The organism is Nocardiopsis sp. CA-288880 (assembly GCF_050955985.1).
GTDB classification, from domain to species: Bacteria; Actinomycetota; Actinomycetes; order Streptosporangiales; family Streptosporangiaceae; genus Nocardiopsis; species Nocardiopsis tropica.
Genome location: NZ_CP192105.1, coordinates 3304896 through 3325440 on the forward strand (window position 1 = coordinate 3304896; position 20545 = coordinate 3325440).

At 75.3% G+C, this 20545-nt stretch carries 18 protein-coding genes; 11 read left to right on the forward strand and 7 right to left on the reverse strand.

The window, feature by feature from the left end; all coding sequences use genetic code 11:
• The first annotated feature begins 52 nt into the window (after positions 1 to 52).
• The 7 genes from ACQPYD_RS14115 (at position 53) to pcaD (ending at position 7102) form a co-directional block, all read left to right on the forward strand.
• A complete protein-coding gene (locus ACQPYD_RS14115) occupies positions 53 to 901 on the forward strand; it encodes a CoA transferase subunit A (protein ID WP_433702047.1) in 849 nt (282 codons plus the stop codon).
• Entirely contained in the window at positions 898 to 1665 is a 768-nt protein-coding gene (locus ACQPYD_RS14120) for a CoA-transferase subunit beta (protein WP_433701446.1), read from the forward strand. Before ACQPYD_RS14115 ends, ACQPYD_RS14120 begins: the two co-directional genes overlap by 4 nt.
• Positions 1666 to 1755: 90 nt before the next feature.
• On the forward strand, positions 1756 to 2934 hold the full coding sequence (locus ACQPYD_RS14125) for a thiolase family protein (protein ID WP_433701447.1): 1179 nt from the start codon (positions 1756 to 1758) through the stop codon (positions 2932 to 2934).
• Between the two features lie 111 nt (positions 2935 to 3045).
• Complete coding sequence (gene pcaH / locus ACQPYD_RS14130; RefSeq protein ID WP_433701448.1) at positions 3046 to 3810, forward strand: protocatechuate 3,4-dioxygenase subunit beta; 765 nt, start codon at positions 3046 to 3048, stop codon at positions 3808 to 3810.
• Complete coding sequence (pcaG, locus tag ACQPYD_RS14135; RefSeq protein WP_267949888.1) at positions 3807 to 4370, forward strand: protocatechuate 3,4-dioxygenase subunit alpha; 564 nt, start codon at positions 3807 to 3809, stop codon at positions 4368 to 4370. Before pcaH ends, pcaG begins: the two co-directional genes overlap by 4 nt.
• Positions 4371 to 4382: 12 nt before the next feature.
• Positions 4383 to 5972, forward strand: a complete 1590-nt coding sequence (pcaB, locus tag ACQPYD_RS14140; RefSeq protein WP_433701449.1) for a 3-carboxy-cis,cis-muconate cycloisomerase — start codon at positions 4383 to 4385, stop codon at positions 5970 to 5972.
• Positions 5969 to 7102, forward strand: a complete 1134-nt coding sequence (gene pcaD / locus ACQPYD_RS14145; protein ID WP_433701450.1) for a 3-oxoadipate enol-lactonase — start codon at positions 5969 to 5971, stop codon at positions 7100 to 7102. Before pcaB ends, pcaD begins: the two co-directional genes overlap by 4 nt.
• 55 nt (positions 7103 to 7157) lie before the next feature.
• On the opposite strand, the gene ACQPYD_RS14150 is transcribed toward pcaD, so the two are convergent.
• The 7 genes from ACQPYD_RS14150 to ACQPYD_RS14180 all read right to left on the reverse strand — a co-directional run bounded on the left by ACQPYD_RS14150 (position 7158) and on the right by ACQPYD_RS14180 (position 15339).
• A complete protein-coding gene (locus ACQPYD_RS14150) occupies positions 7158 to 7997 on the reverse strand; it encodes an SAM-dependent methyltransferase (protein ID WP_433701451.1) in 840 nt (279 codons plus the stop codon).
• A gap of 608 nt (positions 7998 to 8605) precedes the next feature.
• Positions 8606 to 9343: a hypothetical protein gene (locus ACQPYD_RS14155; protein ID WP_433701452.1), complete on the reverse strand. Its 738-nt coding sequence runs from the start codon at positions 9341 to 9343 to the stop codon at positions 8606 to 8608.
• Complete coding sequence (locus tag ACQPYD_RS14160) at positions 9340 to 12321, reverse strand: DEAD/DEAH box helicase (RefSeq protein ID WP_433701453.1); 2982 nt, start codon at positions 12319 to 12321, stop codon at positions 9340 to 9342. The genes ACQPYD_RS14155 and ACQPYD_RS14160 overlap by 4 nt, the downstream gene beginning before the upstream one ends.
• A gap of 129 nt (positions 12322 to 12450) precedes the next feature.
• A complete protein-coding gene (locus ACQPYD_RS14165; RefSeq protein ID WP_433701454.1) occupies positions 12451 to 12603 on the reverse strand; it encodes a hypothetical protein in 153 nt (50 codons plus the stop codon).
• Between the two features lie 2 nt (positions 12604 to 12605).
• Complete coding sequence (locus tag ACQPYD_RS14170) at positions 12606 to 12830, reverse strand: DUF397 domain-containing protein (protein WP_330160324.1); 225 nt, start codon at positions 12828 to 12830, stop codon at positions 12606 to 12608.
• A 272-nt stretch (positions 12831 to 13102) separates the two neighbouring features.
• Positions 13103 to 14509, reverse strand: a complete 1407-nt coding sequence (locus ACQPYD_RS14175) for an MFS transporter (protein ID WP_433701455.1) — start codon at positions 14507 to 14509, stop codon at positions 13103 to 13105.
• Positions 14510 to 14514: 5 nt separating this feature from the next.
• Entirely contained in the window at positions 14515 to 15339 is an 825-nt protein-coding gene (locus tag ACQPYD_RS14180; protein WP_433701456.1) for a glycerophosphodiester phosphodiesterase, read from the reverse strand.
• A gap of 155 nt (positions 15340 to 15494) precedes the next feature.
• Between ACQPYD_RS14180 and ACQPYD_RS14185 the strand changes: the two genes are divergently transcribed.
• The 4 genes from ACQPYD_RS14185 (at position 15495) to ACQPYD_RS14200 (ending at position 20403) form a co-directional block, all read left to right on the forward strand.
• The gene (locus ACQPYD_RS14185; RefSeq protein ID WP_433701457.1) at positions 15495 to 16319 is read left to right on the forward strand and encodes an Rv3235 family protein; all 825 of its coding nucleotides are present in this window, start codon (positions 15495 to 15497) and stop codon (positions 16317 to 16319) included.
• Positions 16320 to 16675: 356 nt separating this feature from the next.
• Positions 16676 to 18574 (forward strand): S9 family peptidase, encoded by a 1899-nt coding sequence (locus ACQPYD_RS14190; protein ID WP_433701458.1) that lies wholly within the window; start codon positions 16676 to 16678, stop codon positions 18572 to 18574.
• A 477-nt stretch (positions 18575 to 19051) separates the two neighbouring features.
• Positions 19052 to 20059 carry an NlpC/P60 family protein gene (locus ACQPYD_RS14195; protein WP_433701459.1) on the forward strand — a complete coding sequence of 336 codons (1008 nt, stop codon included), beginning with the start codon at positions 19052 to 19054 and terminating at the stop codon, positions 20057 to 20059.
• Positions 20060 to 20226: 167 nt separating this feature from the next.
• A complete protein-coding gene (locus tag ACQPYD_RS14200; RefSeq protein WP_344181395.1) occupies positions 20227 to 20403 on the forward strand; it encodes a hypothetical protein in 177 nt (58 codons plus the stop codon).
• Positions 20404 to 20545 lie beyond the last annotated feature (142 nt).

A 20545-nucleotide genomic window follows, 5' to 3' on the forward strand; every position in this document is an offset into this window, starting at 1 on the left:
CAAGGTGTTCGCTGTGAGAACATCCATTCGCTATACGAACGGGAGGTTCTCCATGATCGTGCCCCTGGACGAGGCGGTACGCGAACTCGTCCACGACGGCGACACCGTCGCCCTGGAGGGGTTCACCCATCTCATCCCCGTGGCGGCGGGGCACGAGATCATCCGCCAGGGCCTGCGCGACCTGACCCTGGTCCGCATGACCCCGGACATCGTCTACGACCAGCTCATCGGCGCCGGATGCGCGCGCAAGCTCGTCTTCTCCTGGGGCGGCAACCCCGGCGTGGGCTCGCTGCACCGCTTCCGCGACGCCGTCACCCACGGCTGGCCCGTCCCGTTGGAGATCGAGGAGCACAGCCACGCCGGCATGGCCAACCGCTACGTCGCGGGGGCCTCCGGGCTGCCCTTCGCCATCCTGCGCGGCTACGCCGGCACCGACCTGATCGGGAACAACCCCAACATCAGGACCATCACCTGCCCCTTCAGTGGGCAGGAACTCGCCGCCGTCCCCGCGATCAACCCCGACGTCACGGTCGTGCACGCCCAGCGCGCCGACCGCGACGGCAACGTGCAGCTGTGGGGCATCACCGGCGTCCAGAAGGAGGCCGCCCTGGCGGCCGAACGGGTCCTGGCCACCGTGGAGGAGGTCGTCGACGCCCTCGACCCCGTCCCGGGCCAGGTCGTCCTGCCCGCGCGGGTCCTCGACCGGGTCAGCGTCGCCGCGGGCGGAGCCGCGCCCTCCTACGCCCACGGCTACTACGAGCGCGACAACGAGGCCTACCGCGCCTGGGACGCGATCGGCCGCGACCGCGAGGCCTTCACCGCCTGGCTCGCCCGACTCACCGCCACCGCGCCGCCCCCCGCCGGCCCGGCCGCCCCCGAGCCCGCCGGGAGGGGCCTGTGACCACCGCGGCCTGGACCTCCGACGAGATCATGACCGTCACCGCGTCCCGCTCGCTGCGCGACGGCATGTCGTGCTTCGTCGGCATCGGCCTGCCCAGCACCGCCGCCAACCTGGCCCGCCGCACCCACGCCCCCGGCCTGTGGATGATCTACGAGTCCGGGACCCTGGGCACGGTCCCCGACCGCCTGCCGCTGTCCATCGGCGACGGGATCCTCGCCGACGCCGCCGACACGGTGGTCCCGGTCCCGGAGGTCTTCAACTACTGGCTCCAGGCCGGGAGGATCGACGTCGGCTTCCTCGGCGCCGCCCAGCTCGACCGGTACGCCAACATCAACACGACCGTCATCGGCGACTACGCCGACCCGCAGGTGCGCCTGCCGGGGGCGGGCGGGGCGCCCGAGATCGCCGCGTCCTGCCGCGAGGTGGTCGTGGTCATGCGGCACAGCCGACGGGCCTTCGTGGAGCGGGTCGACTTCGTCACCTCGGTCGGCCACGGCTCCGGCCCCGGCGACCGCGAGCGGCTCGGCCTGCGCGGCGCCGGCCCGGTGCGGGTGATCACCGACCTCGGCGTCCTCGAACCCGACCCCCGCACGCGCGAGCTCGTCCTGACCGGCGTGCACCCGGGCGTGGCGGCGGACGAGGTCCGGGAGGCGACCGGATGGGACCTCGCGGTGGCCGAGGGGCTGGAGGTCACCCCCGAGCCCACCGTCGCCGAGCTCTCGGTGCTGCGCTCCCTGACGGGGGCCGCCCGAGGGGTCGGCTGAGGCGCCGCCCTACAGTTACCTAACAGTGTTAGGTTCCATCTCGCCCGCGGCCGGGCCCGACCCGGCCGCACCACCCCCAGGAGGCCCGCGGTGACCGACGTCTACGTGCTCGACGCCGTCCGCACACCCTTCGGCAGGTACGGAGGCGCGCTCTCCGGCGTACGCCCCGACGACCTGGCCGCCCACGTCGTCGGCTCGCTCGTGCGGCGCGCGCCCGGCCTCGACCCCGCCGACGTCGACGAGGTCGTCCTCGGCAACGCCAACGGCGCCGGCGAGGAGAACCGCAACGTCGCCCGCATGGCGTCCCTCCTGGCCGGACTGCCCACCTCCGTCCCCGGGGTCACCGTCAACCGCCTCTGCGGTTCCGGCATGGAGGCCGCCGTCCAGGCCTCCCGCGCCATCCAGACCGGGGACGCCTCCCTCGTCGTGGCCGGGGGAGTGGAGTCCATGAGCCGCGCCCCCTGGGTCCTGCCCAAACCCGCGAAGGGCCACCCCGCCGGCGACGCCACCCTGCACTCCACCACCCTGGGCTGGCGCATGGTCAACCCACGCATGCCCGGGAGGTGGACCGTCTCCCTCGGGGAGGCCACCGAGGGGCTGGCCGGGCAGCACGGCGTCACCAGGGCGGACCAGGACGCCTTCGCCCTCGCCAGCCACGCCAAGGCGGCCCGGGCCTGGGCCGACGGGGTCTTCGACGGCGAGATCGTCCAGGTCGGGGACGCGCACCTGGACCGGGACGAGTGCATCCGCGAGGGCTCCCCCGACAAGCTCGCCGGACTCCGACCCGCCTTCCGCGCCGAGGGCACCATCACCGCCGGGAACGCCTCCCCCCTCAACGACGGAGCCGCCGCCCTGCTGCTCGGCGACCGCGCCGCCGCCGACGCCGCCGGCCTGGAACCCCTCGCCCGCATCGCCGGACGCGGCGCCGCCGGGGTCGACCCCGACGTGTTCGGCATCGGCCCGGTCCGCGCGGCCGAGACCGCCCTCGAACGCGCGGGGATCGGCTGGGGGGACCTGGCCGCCGTCGAGCTCAACGAGGCCTTCGCCGCCCAGGCCCTGGCCTGCGTCCGCAGCTGGAAGGGCCTGGACCCCGACATCGTCAACCCCAACGGCGGCGCCATCGCCATCGGGCACCCGCTGGGCGCCTCCGGCGCCCGTATCCTCGGCTCACTCGCCCACGAGCTGCGCAGGCGCGGCGGGGGATGGGGGCTGGCGGCGCTGTGCATCGGCGTCGGCCAGGGCCTGGCCGTCGTCCTGCACGCCGAGTAGGCCGCCACCGCACCACAGGTCCCGGCGGCGCACCCCGCCCGCCGCCGGGACCGCCCCGCCCACCGCGGACCGCAGGGAGCCGGAGCCGCACGAACGAAGGGACGACCCCCCATGCCCACCGCACCCGACGCAGCGTCCGCGCCGTCCGGGCTGTACGTCCCCGGCTACGTCCGGGACCACGACACCCACCCCCCGCTGGACCACCCCGGGTACCGGAGCACCGCGCTGCGCCACCCCCGGCGCCCGCTCACCCCGCTCCCGCACACGCTCACCGAGATCACCGCGCCCGTCCTGGGCGAGGACCGCGTCGGCGAGCACGACCACGACCTGACCCGCGGGCACGACGGGGAACCCCAGGGACAGCGCATCATCGTGCACGGGCAGGTGCGCGACAGCGGCGGAGCGGCCGTGCCCCACACCCTGGTGGAGGTCTGGCAGGCCAACGCCGCGGGCCGCTACCGCCACACCGGCGACAACTGGCCCGCGCCCCTCGACCCCCACTTCACCGGGGTCGGCCGCGCCATGACCGACGCCGAGGGCCGCTACCGGTTCGTCACCGTCCGGCCCGGCGCCTACCCGTGGCGCAACCACCGCAACGCGTGGCGGCCCGCCCACATCCACTTCTCCCTCTTCGGCCGGGCCTTCACGCAGCGCCTCGTCACCCAGATGTACTTCCCCGACGACCCGCTGTTCTTCCAGGACCCGATGTGGAACTCCGTACCCGACCCCCGGGCCCGCGAGCGCATGCTCGCCCGGTACGACCACGACGCCACCCGGCCGGAGTGGGCCCTGGCCTACCGCTGGGACATCGTGCTGCGCGGCCGCGAGCAGACCCCGTTCGAGTCCGACGAGGAGATCCTGGAGGACGCCGAGTGAGCACCCACCCCACCACCCCCGCCCAGACGGTCGGCCCCTACCTCCACATCGGCCTGCCCTGGCCCGACGGCCCCTACGCCGTCGCCGAGGGCGCCCCGGGCGCGGTGTGGATCCGCGGCACCGTCTACGACGGGGCCGGAGAGCCCGTCACCGACGCCCTCGTGGAGACCTGGCAGGCCGACCCCCAGGGCCGGTTCGACCACCCGGACGACCCGCGCGGGGCACGGTCCCACCCCGGCTTCCGCGCCTTCGGGCGCTGTCCCACCGGCGCCGACGGCGGCTACGGCATCCTCACCCTCAAACCCGGGACCGTGCCGGGCCCCCACGGGGACCAGGCCCCCCACATCGACGTGTCCCTGTTCGCGCGCGGCATGCTGCACAGGGTCGTCACCCGCCTGTACTTTCCCGAGGAGGAGGCCGCCAACGCCGCCGACCCGGTGCTGAACAGCATCGGCGACCCCGACGCGCGCGCCACCCTCGTCGCGGGGGCGGCGCCGGACGGCTACCGTTTCGACATCCGCATCCAGGGGGACGGCGAGACCGTCTTCTTCGACGTCTAGCGAGGAACCCCCATGACCGGCCTGTTCGACGGCGTCCTCGACCGCGGTCCCGTGGCCGGGGCCACCGGTGACACCGCCTGGCTCCAGGCGCTCCTCGACGTGGAGGCGGCCCTCGCGCACGCCCTCGCCGACACCGGGCGCCTCGCGCGGGACCGGGCGGAGAGCATCGCCGCCGCCTGCGCCGCCGACCGCTACGACCCGGCCGCCCTGGGACGCGCCGCCGCGGGCGGCGGCAACCCCGTCATCCCCCTGGTCGAGGAGCTCACCGGCCGCGTCCGCGCCCTCGACCCCGCAGCGGCCCGCCACGTGCACCGGGGCGCCACCAGCCAGGACGTCCTGGACACCGCCGCCATGCTGGTCGCCCGGCGCGCGGGCGGAGCGCTCCTGGCCGACCTGCGCGGACTCGCCGACGAGCTGCGCGACCTCGCCGCCGCGCACCGCGACACGCCCATGGCCGGACGCACCCTGCTCCAGCAGGCCCTGCCCACGACCTTCGGGGCGGTCGCCGCCGGATGGGCCAACGGTCTGGCCGAGGCCGCCGACCAGTTCGACCGCGTGCTCACCGGCCGCCTGGCCGTCCAGCTCGGCGGCGCCGTCGGCACCCTGGCCTCCCTGGGCGAGGACGGCCCGGAGGTCACCGCGGCCCTGGCCGCGCGCCTGGGCCTGGCCGACCCCGTCCTGCCCTGGCACACCGAGCGGGGACGGATCGCCGAACTCGCCTCGGCCCTGGGCCGGATCTGCGGCGCCGCGGGCACCGCGGCCCAGGACGTGGTCCTGCTCGCCCAGACCGAGGTGGGCGAACTGGTCGAGGACGGCGGGCCCGGCGTCGGAGGGTCCTCCACCCTCCCGCACAAGCGCAACCCCGTCGCCGCCGTCGGCGCCCTGGCCTGCGCCCGCCAGGCCCCGGGACTCGTCGCCAACCTCCTCGCCGCCCAGATCCAGGAGCACCAGCGCGCCGCGGGCGGCTGGCACGCGGAATGGCTGCCCCTCACCGACCTGTTCCGCCGTGCCGGCGGGGCCGTGGCCTGGCTGCGGACCAGCGCCTCCAGGCTGAGGGTCGTCCCCGGGCGGATGCGCGCCAACCTCGGCCTCACGGGGGGTCTGGCGCTCTCCGAACGGGTCACCACCGACCTGGCCCCCGAACTCGGCCGGACGGAGGCCCACCACCTCGTCGCCGACGCCTGCCGCGAGTCGGCGGCCTCCGGCAGGGACCTGGCCGACGTCCTCACCGCGCGCCTCGACGGGGTCCGCTCCCGGGAGCGCGTCCTCGAGCTCCTGGACCCCTCCGGCTACCTGGGGGCGGCGGCGGTGTTCACCGACCGGGTCACCGGGGGGCGGACGGGCCGGGGAGCCGTCACGGCCCCGCGGACCGGCCCGGAGCCGGGCGCGGGCGGTGACCCCGGGGTCCCGTGTGTCTCCCGGGCCCCCGGGACGGGTACGGGGACGGGAGGGCCCCAGGCGAACGCGGCGTCCCGGACGCACGCGGCGCCGGCGCCCGGCGGCACGCCCCGGGCGCACGGGCCCGCGGAGGTATCCGGCCACGACCCGCGGCCGGGGCCCGAGGACACGGATCGTGAGAACAACGGAAGGGCGCACCCATGAGCGTTGACCTGCACCACGTCGAGAGCGGACCGGCCGACGCGCCGCCGCTGCTGCTCGGGGGGTCCCTCGGCGCCACCGTGGACATGTGGGAGCCGCAGGTCGAGGCACTGTCCACGGTCTTCAGGGTGATCCGCTTCGACCACCGCGGCCACGGCCGCTCACCGGTCCCCGAGGGCCCGTACACGATGGCGGACCTGGGCGGGGACGTCGTCGCCCTCATGGACCGGCTGGGCGTCGGCCGCGCCCACTACGCCGGGCTGTCCATCGGCGGCATGGTCGGGCAGTGGCTGGCGGTCCACCGCCCCGAGCGGATCGACCGCCTCGCCCTGCTCGCCACCTCCCCCTACATGGGACCGGCCCGGAACTGGCGCGAGCGGGCCGCCCTGGTGCGCGCCGAGGGCGCCGGCGCCGTGGCCGACTCCGTGGTGGAGCGCTGGTTCACCCCCGGCTTCCGCGACGCCCACCCCCGCGACGCCGCCGGGCTGCGCGAGCAGATCGCCGCCACCCCCGCCGAGGGGTACGCGGGCTGCTGCGGCGCGATCGAGACCTACGACCTGCGCGACGAGCTCCACCGCATCACCGCCCCGACGCTGGTCGTCGCGGGCGCCGACGACCCCTCCACCCCGCCCGCGGGCAACGCCGAACTCATCGCCGAGCGCGTCCCGCACGCCCGCCTGGCGGTGCTGGAGGACGCCGCGCACCTGCTCTCCTGGCAGCAGGCCGCCAAGGTGAACACACTCCTCACCCAGCACTTCGCGTCCGCCGACCGCCACGCGGCCGGAACGCGGGTGCGCCGGAGCGTGCTGGGCGACGCGCACGTCGACCGGGCCGGCGCGCGCACGACCGGCTTCACCGAGCCGTTCCAGGACCTGATCACCCGCTACGCGTGGGGCGAGGTCTGGACCCGCCCCGGACTGGACCGCCGCACCCGCAGCTGCATGGTGCTGACCGCCCTCGTCGCCCACGGCCACTGGGAGGAGGTCGCCATGCACGTCCGCGCCGCGCTGCGCAACGGGCTGACCCCCGACGAGATCGGCGAGGTGTTCCTCCAGGCGGCGGTCTACTGCGGCGTGCCCGCCGCGAACAGGGCCTTCGCCATCGCCCAGGAGGTCCTGGCCGAGGACCCCTGAGCCCCCTCCCGCGGCGCGGCCGCGGCCGACCGTGCCGCGGGAGGGAGCGGCCGGGTCAGGGCTTGAACGCCACCCCCGACAGCTCCCACAGCTTCACTCCGGGGTCCTCGGGACGGAACCGGGGGGGCACGTCGGGGTGGCGCCAGGAGGCGCAGTCCACGGCCCGGGGCCCGCCGTCCTCGCGCCCGTCGGTCCACGGGCTGGCCAGCTCGAGGCCCCGGAAGACCGCAGAGGCCTCCTCCGGGCTGCGCACGCGTCCCCACGGCGTGCCGAAGGAGAGGATCTGGTCGGTCATCCACGCGCCCGAGGCGGGGTCGTCGGAGACGATGTGGGAGAAGATGACGCAGGAGCCCGGGGCCAGCCGCTCCATCAGCCGGTGCACCATGCCGAACGGGTCGTCGTGGTCCGGCAGGCAGTGCAGCAGGGACACCAGCATCACGCACACCGGCAGGTCGGTGTCGATCAGCCGCCGGGTCTCGGGAGCGCCGAGGACCCGGTCCGTCTCCCTGATGTCCGAGAGCAGGAACGCCGTTTCCGCGCTGTCGTTGATCAGCGCCCGGCCGTGCGCGAGCACGATCGGGTCGTGGTCGACGTAGACCACCCGGGCCCGGGGGTTGGCGCGCTGCGCCACGTGGTGGGTGTTGTTGGCGGTGGGGAGCCCCGCTCCCAGGTCGAGGAACTGCTCCACGCCCCGGGCCGCCACGTACTCGACGGCCCTGGAGAGGAAGGCGCGGTTGTCGTTCGCGAAGGAGACGAGTTCGGGAGTGCCCGCGGCGAGCACTTCGCAGGCCTTCCGGTCCGCCTCGAAGTTGTCCTTGCCGCCCAGCAGGTAGTCGTACATACGCGCGATGCTGGGGGTTTCCATGTCGATGTCGGGGGGGAAGCGATCGGCCATCAGATGTCTGGGGCTGTACCCGGTCCGCGGACCGGGCCGAGGGAGCCCCTGCCTCCTTCTTCGTCGTGTTCGCGTACCCGTCGGCCCGCCGGTGCGGGCCGACACAGCGGTGGCGGGTCCCCGGGGCGGGGGCGCCGTCGTGGAGGGCGGGGATCCGGGTGGGGAGCCGCCGGTGCTCCGGGAGGGGTGCGCCGGACCGGGTGCGGCGAGGGCATGCCGCCGGAAGGCTTCCGGGGTGTCGCCGCTCCGGCCGTCGTGCGGGACGGGGCCGCTCCGGGATACGGAGGCGGTGGGCCGGTCCCGCGGTGCGGAGGGCGCGCGGGAGTCCCGGGATGCGGAGGCGAGCGGGGACCGGAGCCGGGAGAGCGGTCCGGGACGGAACGCCGGCCCGGAGCGGACCAGGGCCGCCATCGGTCACCTCCCTCGCTCTGCCCGCGCGCGTGCGCGCCGATCGCCGGTCTGCGCACGGCCCCGGACCCCTCGGCGCGAGGGGCCGCCCTGCGGCGGAAAGGCCGTGCAGCGATCTTCAGGCGCATCGTAGCCGCGTTCGGCCGAGCCCACCGGCGTTTTCCGTAGAAAGGGGAAAGAGCGCACCGGCCCGCCGCGCCTCACGCCCCGGGACGGCCGAACCCGGGCAGCTCGTCCGCCACGAGCCCCGGGGCGGAGGCCCTGACGCGCTCGCCCGTGCCGCCCGGCGGGGTCGGCGGGGCCGGGATCGCGGGCGCCGACCAGAACACGGCGGCCGAGGTCGCCGCGGCGTCCGGCGGGGCGGGGGGCGAGGGCTGTCCGGCCCCGCCGCGGACGCCCTGCGGCGCTTCCGCGCCGCCGGACACGGCCTCCTCCTGCGCCGCGGGCCCCTGCGCGGCGGAGGGGGAGAGCGTCCTGACCCGGGCCACCAGGGTGCGGCGGTCGAGCCCCAGCCACCGGGTCAGGACGAACGGGTCCCGGTCGGCCTCCGCGCCCAGGGCCGCCGCGACCGCGCCCAGGTGGGCGCACCTGGACTCCCACACCTCGCACGAGCACGTCGCCACCAGCGCGTCCCAGCTCCGGGGGACCAGGTTCCACCCCAGCAGGGCGAACACGCGGTCCGCCGCCACGGGCAGCTCCTCCGCCAGGATCCTGGCCCGGAACACCGGCTGGGAGGCCAGCGCGGCGCACACGCGCTCCCGCTCCGGCTCGGGCGGCACCGGGCGGATCAGGCTCACCTCGTGCACGCTCCCGCGGCCGCCCCCGGCGCGCACCCGCGCCGCGACCTCCCCGGGGCGCACCGACAACCGCTCCACCGCCGGGGCGGCCCCGGCCGGCGCCCCCAGCGACTCCGACAGCAGCTCCGACCAGGCGCTCATCCGGCCACCGCCTCCGGGGACAGCCGGACCACCTCGCGCAGGTCCTCCACCGACAGGGACGCCAGCCACTGCTCGCCGGTCGCGACCGCGCTGTCCGCGAGCGCGCTCTTGCGCTCGATCATCTCGTCCACCCGCTCCTCGACCGTTCCCACGCACACCATCTTGCGCACCTGCACGTCCCGGCGCTGCCCGATGCGGAACGCCCGGTCGGTGGCCTGGTTCTCGACGGCCGGGTTCCACCAGCGGTCCAGGTGCACCACGTGGTTGGCCGCCGTCAGGTTCAGCCCCGTCCCGGCCGCCTTGAGCGAGAGCAGGAACACCGCGGGCCCCTCCATGGACTGGAAGCGCCGGGTCATCTCCTCACGCTCGGCGCGCGGTGTGCCGCCGTGCAGCCACAGGACCGGCACCCCCAGGCGCGAGCGCAGGTAGGGCTCCAACCGGTCGCCGAACCGCGCGTACTGGGTGAAGCAGAGCGCCTTGTCGCCCTCGGCCGCCGCCTCGCCCAGGATCGACTCCAGGCGGTCGAGCTTGCCGGAGCGGCCCGCCAGGGCCGAACCGTCCCCGAGGAACTGGGCCGGGTGGTTGCAGATCTGCTTGAGCCGCGACATGGTCGCCAGGACCAGGCCCCTGCGCTCCTTCTCCGTGGCCTCCGCCATCCGCTCGGCCATCTCGTCGACCACGGCCTTGTACAGCGAGGCCTGCTCCGGGGTGAGCGTGCACCAGGTGCGCATCTCCATCTTCTCGGGCAGGTCGGCGATGATCGACCGGTCGGTCTTGAGGCGGCGCAGCACGAACGGCCCGGTCATCCGGCGCACCAGGCCCGTGTCGGGCCCGTCCTCGCCTGTGACGGCCCGCTCGAACGCGGCGGCCGACCCCAGCAGGCCGGGGTTGGCGAAGTCCATGACCGACCACAGCTCGCCGAGGTTGTTCTCCACCGGCGTGCCGGTGAGCGCCACCCGCGTGGCCGCGGGCAGCGAGCGCACCGCCGCGGCCTGGCGGGTCCCGTGGTTCTTGAGCGCCTGGGCCTCGTCGCACACGATCCGGTGCCAGGGCATGCCGGAGAGCTCCTCCGCGTCCCGGGTGACCACGCCGTAGGTGGTCACCACCAGGTCGCAGCCGCCCACCAGGCGGGCGAGCGCGTTGCCGGACGGCCGGTCGGGGCCGTGGTGGACGTGCACCCGCAGGTCGGGTGCGAACCTCTCCGCCTCCCGCCTCCAGTTGCCCACCAGCGACACCGGGCACACCAGCAGGGTGGGGCCGGGCGCGGGGTCGCGGAGGCGTTCGTCGGCGAGCAGGGCCAGCAGCTGCACGGTCTTGCCCAGGCCCATGTCGTCGGCCAGGACCGCGCCCAGGCCGAGCTCGCCCAGGAAGCGCAGCCAGGCCGCGCCCCGGTCCTGGTAGGGGCGCAGCGAGGCCCGGAAGCCGGCAGGAGCGCCCATGGGGCGGGGTTCCGCCTCGGCCCCGCCGTCCAGCAGGGCGCCCAGGGGCCCGTCCGCGACCACGTCGCCCACGGGGAGGGGCGCGGTCCCCGCCACGCCGAGGGCCGTGCGCAGCGCCTCGTCGGTGCGCATGCGGTGGCCGCCGCGGCGGGTGACCAGGTCCAGGGCGGCGGAGACCCGCTCGGGGTCCATCTCCATCCACCGGCCCCGCACGCGCACCAGGGAGCGCTTGAGGCGGGCCAGCTCCGCGAGTTCGGCCAGCTCCTCCCCGGTCAGGGGCTCGGCGTCGTTCCCGTCGGCCCCCGTTCCGCGCAGGAGCGCCTCGAAGGACACGGAGACCAGGTCGGAGGGGCCCACCCCGCCCCCGCCGCGCCGCCGCGCGGGCCCGGCCTCCTCCACCTTCACGCGCAGGCCGATCCCCCGGTGGCCGCTCCACTCGGGCAGCACCACCGCGAACCCCGCGGCCGTCAGGCGGGGCGCGGCCGAGGACACGAACTCCTGCGCGTCCTCGGTGGTGAGCATCAGGCGGGCGGGGGCCAGGTCGCGCAGCGCGCGCCGCAGCCGGGGGTAGTGGCGGGCGGCGCGGTCGAGGTCGGCGAGGGCGGTGGCGCCCACGTCGGCGGGGAGCCAGGCGGAGCCCTCGCCCAGCCAGACCTGCTCCAGGGGCAGGCGCAGCCCGGGGTCGGAGACCGAGCGGACCCAGAACTCGACAGTCCAGGGCCCGCCCCGCTCAGGTTCGCGCAGGACGAGGAGGAGGGTGGCGCGTCCCGCGCCGCGCAGCCGGGAGCGCCAGTCCCGGAGGGGGCCGCGCAGGCGGTCGGCCGTCCCGGCGTCCACGGCGTCCCGCGTTCCGGTGAGGGCGGCGGCGAGGCGCTGCCCGGGGGTGGCCGTGCCGTCGTCCGGCCCGGCGGCGCGGCGGGGCCGGGCGGCCAGCCGCCGGGCGACGGCGTCCGTGAGGAGTTCGAGGGGGGCGAGCACGCAGGAGCGGGCGGCGCGGTCCGGGGACTCGCCGGGCATGTGGGAGCGGGCGGAGGGCGGGAGGGCGGCCGTGAGGGCGGCCAGGTGCTCCTCCGCCCAGTCCACGGGCGCGGGGCGCCACCGCGCCCGGGGCGGGTTCCCGACCAGGTCGGGAAGGACGCAGCCCGTGGTGACGAGCTGCTCGGCGAACTCCCGGACGGCCGCCAGGTGGCGGAGGGAGGGGCCGGCCGGTACCGGGGGAGCGGCGGCCAGGAAGGCCTCGGCCCCGGCGGGCGGCAGGCGGAGCGCGGGCACCCGCCAGGGGTGGAAGGCCGCGGGCTCCCCGTCGGCTGCCGTGGAGGGGGAGGGGGCGGAGGTGTCGCCGGGGAGGGTGAGCCCGAGGACCAGCGGTGAGGCCGACCCGGTGCCGGGAAGGGTGCGCAGCTCGGCGGTACCCGCGGCGAACGGGTGCGGGCGCGGTGACCCGGCCCCCGTTCCCCCGCGGGCCTCCAGGGACGGGGCGTCCGCCTCCGCCCAGACCGCCAGCGCGTCCCCGACCCACACGCCGTGCACGACCCGCACAGCACCTCCCGCGTTCCCCCGTTGCCCGTGGGCCCAGTATCCCCGTGACCGCCGACAGCCCGGGCACGGGGGACGCGGAGAGGACCGGGGGAGGCATGGGCGAGGGCGCTCCGTCGGGGCCCCGGCGCGTCAGCCGCCTCCGTCGCCCGCCCCGCCTCCGTCGCCGCCGGATCCGTGCGGTCCCGCCGCGTCCTCCCCCGACCGCGGGGAGGCGCTCGCCAGGGACACGACCAGCGCGACGAGCATGGCGAGGACCACCAGGTACACGGCTGTGCTCCCCACGGTCACAGCCTCGCCGTGCCGAGGAAGACCGCCCACTCCCGGCGCGGGACGTCCAGGCGCCCCCGGCGGGGGTGCCCGGAGTCGCGGAGGGCGGCGCCGACGGGAGGGCCCGCGGCCGTCGCGCGAGCGCCGTCCCCGGGGGGACGCGGGGGCGTGCGGAAGGCCACCTCCACACATTCCCCCCGTTCGAGGGAGTGGCTGGACTTGAAGAATGCGAGGTCGCTCATCCACGTGGTCTACCCGCTTCCGGCGCGATGGCGCTGTCCGGTTGTGGCCAGGGTCACACGGGGGTCGCGGCTCCGGGGGTCGGCCCCGCCTTCGCCATGAACGGCTTCACCGTCGCCCTGGTCGCCGTGGACGGCTCCACCGCCCTCATGGTCCTCTCCCCTGACGCCCCGCGCCGGGGAGGCGCCGACATAGTGAATCTACGTCGTAAAGGTGGCTGTTCGTCACAGCGCGGACGGACCCCGGCGGGCAGCCGGGGTCCGTCATCGGGGGGTCAGAGGTTCTTCGGGACCTCGTTGCCCACTGCGACGATCCCCTCGCGCATCCGCGTCCGCCACAGCAGCACCCCTCCGAGGAGGAAGAACGCGATGAGCGACAGGATCGCCACCCGGTAGCCGCCGGTCAGGGACACCGCGATCGTCACGGTCAGCGACCCCAGGAACGTCGACCCCCGGTCCGAGATCTGGAAGAGGCTGAAGTACTCCGCCTCCTTGCCCTTCGGGATGAGCTGGGAGTACATCGACCTCGCCAGGGACTGCGTCCCGCCCAGCACCAGGCCGATGCCCACACCCATGGCGATGAACAGGGGCACGTTCCCCACCGGCAGGAAGTACGCGGCCGCCACGAGGGCGCCCCAGACCGCCAGCGAGGCCAGCACGGTGTTCTTCGTCCCCAGGAAACGGGAGATCCACCCGGTCAGGAACGCGCCGCCGAACGCCACGAACTGGATGACGAGGATCGTGACGATGAGGATGTCCTGTTGCAGCCCGAGGTCCTGTGTCGCGAACGGCGCCGCGTAGCGGATCGCCGCCTGCACGCCGTCGTTGAAGAAGATGAAGGCCAGCAGGAAAAGGATCGTGTTGGGGTACTTGCGCATGTCCTTGAGCGTGTGTCCGAACTCGCGCACTGACCGCCCCACCCGGGGGCGGCCTCGTCCGCGCGCCGCCATCGCGCCGAACCTGTTGCGCAGCGGCCTGACCGCCAGGACGGTGAAGCCCGCCCACCAGATGCCGCAGGAGGCGAACGCGATGCGCGCCGCGTCGTCCGCGCCGATCCCCAGGGAGTCCGCGCCGACCACGAGGCCCAGGTGGGCGGCGAGCAGGAGCGCGCCCCCCAGGTAGCCGATGCCCCAGCCGGTCACCGACACCCGGTCGCGCTCGTCGGAGGTGGAGATCTCGGGCAGGAACGCGTTGTACACCACGATCGAGAGGCCGTACAGCAGGTTCGCCAGCACGAACAGGAGCGAGGCCAGCATGTAGCCGCCGTCGGCGAAGTACAGCCCGAGGGTGGACAGCGACCCGCTGAGGGCCAGCCAGAACAGCCACCGCTTCTTGTGGCGGGACTGGTCGACCATCGCCCCCAGGACGGGCAGGCAGACGATCTGGAGCAGGATCGCGACCGTGGTCAGCGCGGGGTAGAGCGCGTTGGGGTGGAGGGTGAGGAGCTCGGTCCCGAGCGGGGCGACGGTCAGCGACGGGTCCAGGCAGGACGCGGCGTCGGGGGCGCCGGCCGACACGCAGGCCAGGTTGCTCAGGTAGGGGCCGATGAGGACGGTGACCACCGAGGTGATGAACACCGAGTTGGCCCAGTCGTAGAGGTACCAGCCGCGCTGTTCGCGCCTGCGCTGGACCGGGTCGCTGGAGGGGGCGTTGTCCGCCGCCGCCTCCGTGGGGTCGCCCATGGGGGTCATCCGTTCTGGAGGGTTCGGCCGGGGCCGGCGGGGCGGTCGGTCCACTGGCCCCGGCGGAGGAGGATCCGCCGGAGCGCGGTGGTGTTGTCGGTGACGATGCCGTCCACGCCCGCGTCGAGCAGGCGTTCCATCACCCCGGGGTCGTTGACGGTCCACACGTGCACCTGCATGCCCAGGCGGTGGGCGGTGTGGATGAGGTCGCGGCTGAGCACGGGGAAGCCGCCCTGCCACAGGGGGATCTGGGCGCACACGGGGGTGCGGCCGGCCAGGGGGCGCAGCAGGGGGGAAAGGGAGGCGATGCGCAGGCGGACCACGTCGGCGGGTCCGCAGGAGGTGGCGACGGGGCGGTCGAAGAGCCGCCGGGCCAGGTCCAGGCGCCTCTGGTCGAAGGAGCCCACGCACACCCGGTCCCAGGCGCGGGTGCGGCGCAGGACCCGGATGAGGGGGAGGACGGCGGCGTCGGCCTTGAGGTCGATGTTGAACCGCGCGTCGGGCCAGGAGCCGAGGAGGTCCTCCATGAGCGGTACGGGTTCGCGTCCGCCCACGCGTGCGCGGGCGACCTCGCTGAAGGGCAGGTCGCCGATGGCGCCGGTCCTGTCGGTGGCGCGGTCCAGCGTCGGGTCGTGGAAGGCCATGAGGACGCCGTCGGCGGTGGCGTGGACGTCCGTCTCCAGGTACGTGTATCCGAGGTCGACGGCGTGTTGGAAGGCCGCCGCCGTGTTCTCCAGCTCGGTGCTGCGCACGCCCTGGTCGTCGGTGAGCCATCCGCCCCGGTGGGCGAGGGCCACGGGTACGGGGGAGGAGAGGTACGCGTGAGTCACGCCTTGCAGTATGCCGGTTGTGCGGTGCGGCGCGCCCGTCGCCGCGGGGTGCCCGGAAATCCGGAAAACCTGGAATGCCCGGTGGAGCGGGCGGTGTGCGGCGTGCTCTGTGGAGGGGTGTAGGCGGACGTCATCCTCGTCGAAGGGACCCGTTCATGTCGACCACCCCTCCACGTCACCGCTGCCCGTTGCCGGCGTGCCGTTCCGGTCCTGCGGTCCACCGCGGCCCTTCCGCCCGCCGGGGGGCCGAGCACCGGGTCCGGGCCGGTGCGCCGGCCTGCGAGGGGGCCCGGGGGCCGGAGGCCCTTCCGGACCGCGGGGGTCCGGGCCGTCCGGCGCAGGTCCGCCGTCCCGGGGAGGGCGCGCACGCGGAGCCGGTGCCGGGTTCCTCCGCCGGGTCGGGGGGCTCGCGGGGGGCGGGGGCCCCGCCGGTCCGCCGCTCCCCGGGGCCGTGCCGCGGGTCCGCGGCGGCGGGTCGGCGGTCGGCGCCGCACCAGCCCTCGTCCGGTGCCCGGGTGGCGGGCGGGCGTGCGCGTCCGGTGCGGACCCCGGGCCGGGCCCCGCTTGCCGGGGCGGCGGCGGGCCGGTGCGCGGCCGGTCCGCTGCTGGCGGGCCATCGGACGCCGGGTGAGGTGTATCTGCTGGCCCAGCGGCTGGCGGAGGTGCTGGTGGGCCGCCGTGCGCCGGAGGTGCTGCGGGACCAGTTGGCGGTTCCGGTCCGTGAGGAGCTGCGTCGGCTGCGGGGGGCGATCCCGTGCGGGTTGGCGCCCCGGTTGGGGAGGGTGTTCCACCAGAGGGCGGACGCGGGCGGGTCGGGTGCTCCCGAGGTGGAGGCGAGTGCGGTGATCGGCTGTGCCCGGCGGTCGCGGGTGTTCGCGTTCAGGGCGCGGCGGGTGGAGGGTCGGTGGGTGTGTGTGCGGTTGGAGACCGACAGCGCGGTGCGGAGTCGGACGGGGGTTCCGGTGGAGCGCTCGCCGTGAGGGGGCGGGGGTGCCCGGGGCGCGGCGCCGTGGCGGGGCCCGGGGCCGGTGGCCCGTGCCCCGGCGGGGTTCCTCCGGGGCGGGGGCGGGCCGGACGGCGCGTCCGGGCCCGGTCCGGGTGGGGTCGGCGGCGGTTGTCGCGGGTGAACCGGGAAAGTGCCTGGATTTCCGGCTACGGGCGTGGATAGGGTCCCCCTGGGGTGGTCTCCTGACCGGAGCGCATCCCGTGTTCGAGCGGTCGTGCCCCGACGTGGTCGCGCCGTACCTGGTACGCGGAGGCTCCGGACGACGGCGCCCCGCAAAGGGATAAGGAGGGGGCGGTCGCGGCGCCCCCGCGCCGGGACGGCCATCCGTGTATGAAACCTGCTGACATCGTCCACCTGCACAGCCTCAGCGCTCCGACCCTGTCGCCGGACGGGCGGCGCGCGGTCTTCGCCGTGACCCGACCGGACCTGGAGGAGGACGCCTACCTCGGTTCCCTGTGGTCGGTCCCCACGGACGGGTCGGCCCCGCCCGCACGCCTCACCCGGGGCGCCAGGGACAGCGGCCCGGTGTTCTCCCCCGACGGGCGCTGGATCGCCTTCCTGCGTCCCGACGAGGACGAGCGCGCCCAGATCCACGTGCTGCCCGCCGACGGCGGTGAGCCCTGGAAGATCACGTCGCACCCCCTGGGCGCCGGGGCGCCGCGCTGGAGTCCGGACTCCAGCCGCCTCGCCTACACCGCCAGGGTCCCCGAGCCGGGCCGGTACGTGGGCGTGGAGCCGGGCAAGGAGCCGCCCCGGCGCATCACGCAGGTCAAGTACCGGTTGGACGGCCTGGGGTTCACCAACGACCGCCGCTCGCACGTGTTCGTGTCCGCGCCGGTGGACGCCTCGGGTGAGACGGGGGAGCCGGTCCGGGTAACCGGGGGCGACTTCGAGCACGCCGACGTGGCGTGGCGGCCCGACGGCTCCGAGCTGCTGTTCGCGGCCTCGCGGCACGAGGCGCGCGACACCGACCTGGTGCAGGACGTGTGGGCGTGCGCGCCGGAGGAGGGGGCACGGCCCCGCCGGGTGACCGCGGGGGACCTGGACGCCTGGGGCGGCCGGTTCTCCGGGGACGGTTCGACGGTGTTCTTCAGCGGTGACGAGCTCGGCCCGGACCTGGACGACTTCGCGGGGCGCACGACCGGGGTGTGGTCGGTCCCGGCGGACGCCTCGGCGGCGCCGACGCGCCTGACGCCGGGGGAAGGGCCGCGGATGACGGGTCCCCTGCTGGTGGTGGCGGACGGGGTGTTGGGCCTGGCGGAGAACCGGGGCGCGGTCGATCTGGTGCTGGTGCCCTTCGGGGGCGGTGTGCCCCGGGTCCTGGTGGGCGACAAGGCGCAGGTCCAGTCGTTCGACAGCGCGGGCGGTGTGACGGTCGCGGTGGTGGCCGACGGGCGCTCCAGCGGTGAGCTGGTGGTGGTGTCCGGGGACGGTGTCAGGCGGCTGACGGGGTTCGCGCGGGGGCCGGCCCCGCTCCCGATGGCCGAGCTGACGGCGCACGCGCCCGACGGGTACCCGGTGCACGGGTGGGTCACCCTTCCCGAGGGGGAGGGGCCGCACCCGGTGGTGCTGATGATCCACGGCGGCCCGTTCGCGCCCTACGGCCACCAGCTCTTCGACGAGACCCAGGTGTACGCGGCGGCGGGGTACGCGGTGGTGATGTGCAATCCGCGCGGGTCCTCGGGGTACGGGGACGGGCACGGCCGGGCGATCATCGGCGCGGTGGGCGAGGTGAGCGCGGCCGATGTGATGGCGTTCCTGGACGCGGCCCTGGAGGACGGGCGGCTGGACTCCTCGCGGGTGGGCGTCATGGGCGGTTCGCACGGCGGCTTCATGACGACGTGGATCGCGGCGCACCACGGCGGGCGCTTCCGTGCGGCGATCAGCGAGCGGGCGGTGAACGCGATCGAGAGCTTCCACGGCTCCTCCGACATCGGTTCGTTCTTCCCGCGGCCGCTGTACGGTCCGCCGGAGGTGTGGGCGAAGGAGAGTCCGCTCACCTATGCCGACCGGATCGGGGTGCCGTTCCTGATCATCCACTCGGAGGAGGACTGGCGGTGTCCGGTGGAGCAGGCCCAGCGCCTGTTCGTGGCGCTCAAGCTGCGCGGGCACGAGGCGGAGATGCTGTTGTTCCCGGGTGAGGGGCACGAGTTGTCGAGGTCGGGGCTGCCCAGCCACCGGGTCGCGCGCTTCGAGGCGGTCCTGGACTGGTGGCAGCGCCACCTGTGATGTCGGCCGGGGGAGGGGAGGTGCCCGCCCCTTCCCCCGGTTCTCGTGATACACGTCTCTTTTTCTGGGGTACTTGACCTGGTTTTGGTGTGTTCGGGGCGGGGATGATGTGTGCCCGCTTCGCGGGAGCTGTCGGGTTTTGCGCTCCTTCGGCACGACCCCGCAGGTCAGGGGGTTGCCCATGGCGAGGTAACGAAAGGGTCGCGTTTCGCTCTTGTCGTGAATTAGTGTTCCCTCAGGTCGGAACGCACCGCTCGGTCACCACCAGGGTGACGGCGTCCGGTTTCCGTCGCACCCCGCCCGTCAGCAGTTCTCTTCCCGAGGGCGGGGGCCACCGCAGCACGCCCGGCACACCTCCCGCGGCCTTCCCGCCGCGTACCGGGACCCCCTACCGCTCATCCCCGCACGCCTGCCACAGGTGTGTCCGCGGGATGCCCTGCGCTGGTAGACGGGTGTGGGAGAAAGGCAGTCGAACCCTTGACTCGCAACCCCGAACCCGGTTCGCGTGGAAGGCGCCGTGTCGCGACGGTCGGTTTCGTCGCCCTCGGCGCGCTCGCCCTCTCCTCGGCTCCGGCACTGGCCGAACCCACCGCGGAGGAGGCGCAGCAGCGCTACGAGGAGCTCCAGGAGGAGCTCTCGGTGCTGAACGAGGCCTTCAACCAGGCGGAGGAGGACCACTCCAGCGCCCGGACCGAGCTGGAGGACATCGACGCCCGGCTGGCCGAGGCGCAGGAGGACCTGGACGCCATGTCCGGCCAGGTCTCCGGGATCGCCCGGGTGGCCTACACCGAGTCCACGCACAGCCTCTTCACGGTGCTGTTCGACAGCTCCCCCGACGCGGCGCTGCAGAACGTGGCCGACCTCAACTTCCTCTCCGAGGGACAGGAGGTGGTCCTGGCGGACTACGTCGTGGAGGTGGAGCGCGCCGAGGAGCTGCGCGAGCAGGCCGCGGCGGCCGAGGAGGGGGCCGCGCAGGCCCTGTCCGAGGCCGAGTCCGCCCAGGAGGAGGGCGAGGCGGCCCTGGAGGAGCAGGCCGCGGTGCTGGAGAGCCTGGGCGGGGTGGACCCGACGGCGGGCGCCGCCGGCGCGGCCGCCACCGGAGGGGACGCCGGCGCGGTGTCCGGGGACGTCCAGGCGGTCCTGGACTTCGCCCGCGCGCAGATCGGCAAGCCCTACGTGTGGGGCGGCACCGGGCCCGACGGCTACGACTGCTCGGGCCTGGTCCAGGCGGCGTGGGCCCAGGCGGGCGTGAGCCTGCCCCGTACCACCTACGACCAGGTGAACGCGGGCACGCGCGTCTCGCGCGACGAGGTCCAGCCGGGTGACCTGCTGTTCTTCTACAGCGAGTCCGCCCCCAGCCATGTGGGGATCTACTCCGGCGACGGGATGATGATCCACGGCTCCAACCCCTCCAAGCCGCTGGAGGAGGTCTCGCTGGCCGCGTACTGGGACGGCGTCTTCTCCGGGGCGGTCCGCGTCGGCTAGCGGACCGGCCGCGGGGGCGGCCGGTGCGGGCCCCGGCGTCGCTGTGGCGGACCGGCGGATGTCGTTCCTGCCGCCGGTCCCGGCGCCCGGGCCGGGTCCGGGCGCCGGGCCGCGGCGGGGGCGGGTCCGCGCCCGTGTCCGGGCGCGGCCCGCGTATCCTTCGGCCCATGGGACGACTTCTGTTCAGGGTCGCCGCCGGCGTGGCGGTGGTGCTCGCCTTCTTCTGGCTGCTCTCCGTGGTGGTCGGCCTGCTGATCTGGGGCGTGGTCATCGCCCTGGCCGTCGGCGTGGTCGTCCTCGGGGTGAGGATGCTCAGGGCCGATTCCGCCGGGAGGGGCCGGTAGTCCGCCTCCTGGGGCGCGTCGCACTCGCTGGTGCGGCGCGCCCCGCGGTGTGCCCGGGGTGCTCTCCGGGTGATCCGGTGACACATCGGGGAAGGCCGCAGCGGTTCGGGGAAACAGGGCTATAGTGACTCTGTGTCACTGA

What these genes read in the sequence shown, in the direction of transcription:
- ACQPYD_RS14115 (WP_433702047.1), top strand. Translation starts at nt 53, where the DNA reads ATGATCGTGCCCCTGGACGAGGCGGTACGCGAACTCGTCCACGACGGC.
- pcaH (WP_433701448.1), top strand. Translation starts at nt 3,046, where the DNA reads ATGCCCACCGCACCCGACGCAGCGTCCGCGCCGTCCGGGCTGTACGTC.
- pcaB (WP_433701449.1), top strand. Translation starts at nt 4,383, where the DNA reads ATGACCGGCCTGTTCGACGGCGTCCTCGACCGCGGTCCCGTGGCCGGG.
- pcaD (WP_433701450.1), top strand. Translation starts at nt 5,969, where the DNA reads ATGAGCGTTGACCTGCACCACGTCGAGAGCGGACCGGCCGACGCGCCG.
- ACQPYD_RS14150 (WP_433701451.1), bottom strand. Translation starts at nt 7,997, where the DNA reads ATGGCCGATCGCTTCCCCCCCGACATCGACATGGAAACCCCCAGCATC.
- ACQPYD_RS14155 (WP_433701452.1), bottom strand. Translation starts at nt 9,343, where the DNA reads ATGAGCGCCTGGTCGGAGCTGCTGTCGGAGTCGCTGGGGGCGCCGGCC.
- ACQPYD_RS14170 (WP_330160324.1), bottom strand. Translation starts at nt 12,830, where the DNA reads ATGAGCGACCTCGCATTCTTCAAGTCCAGCCACTCCCTCGAACGGGGG.
- ACQPYD_RS14175 (WP_433701455.1), bottom strand. Translation starts at nt 14,509, where the DNA reads ATGGGCGACCCCACGGAGGCGGCGGCGGACAACGCCCCCTCCAGCGAC.
- ACQPYD_RS14185 (WP_433701457.1), top strand. Translation starts at nt 15,495, where the DNA reads ATGTCGACCACCCCTCCACGTCACCGCTGCCCGTTGCCGGCGTGCCGT.
- ACQPYD_RS14190 (WP_433701458.1), top strand. Translation starts at nt 16,676, where the DNA reads ATGAAACCTGCTGACATCGTCCACCTGCACAGCCTCAGCGCTCCGACC.
- ACQPYD_RS14200 (WP_344181395.1), top strand. Translation starts at nt 20,227, where the DNA reads ATGGGACGACTTCTGTTCAGGGTCGCCGCCGGCGTGGCGGTGGTGCTC.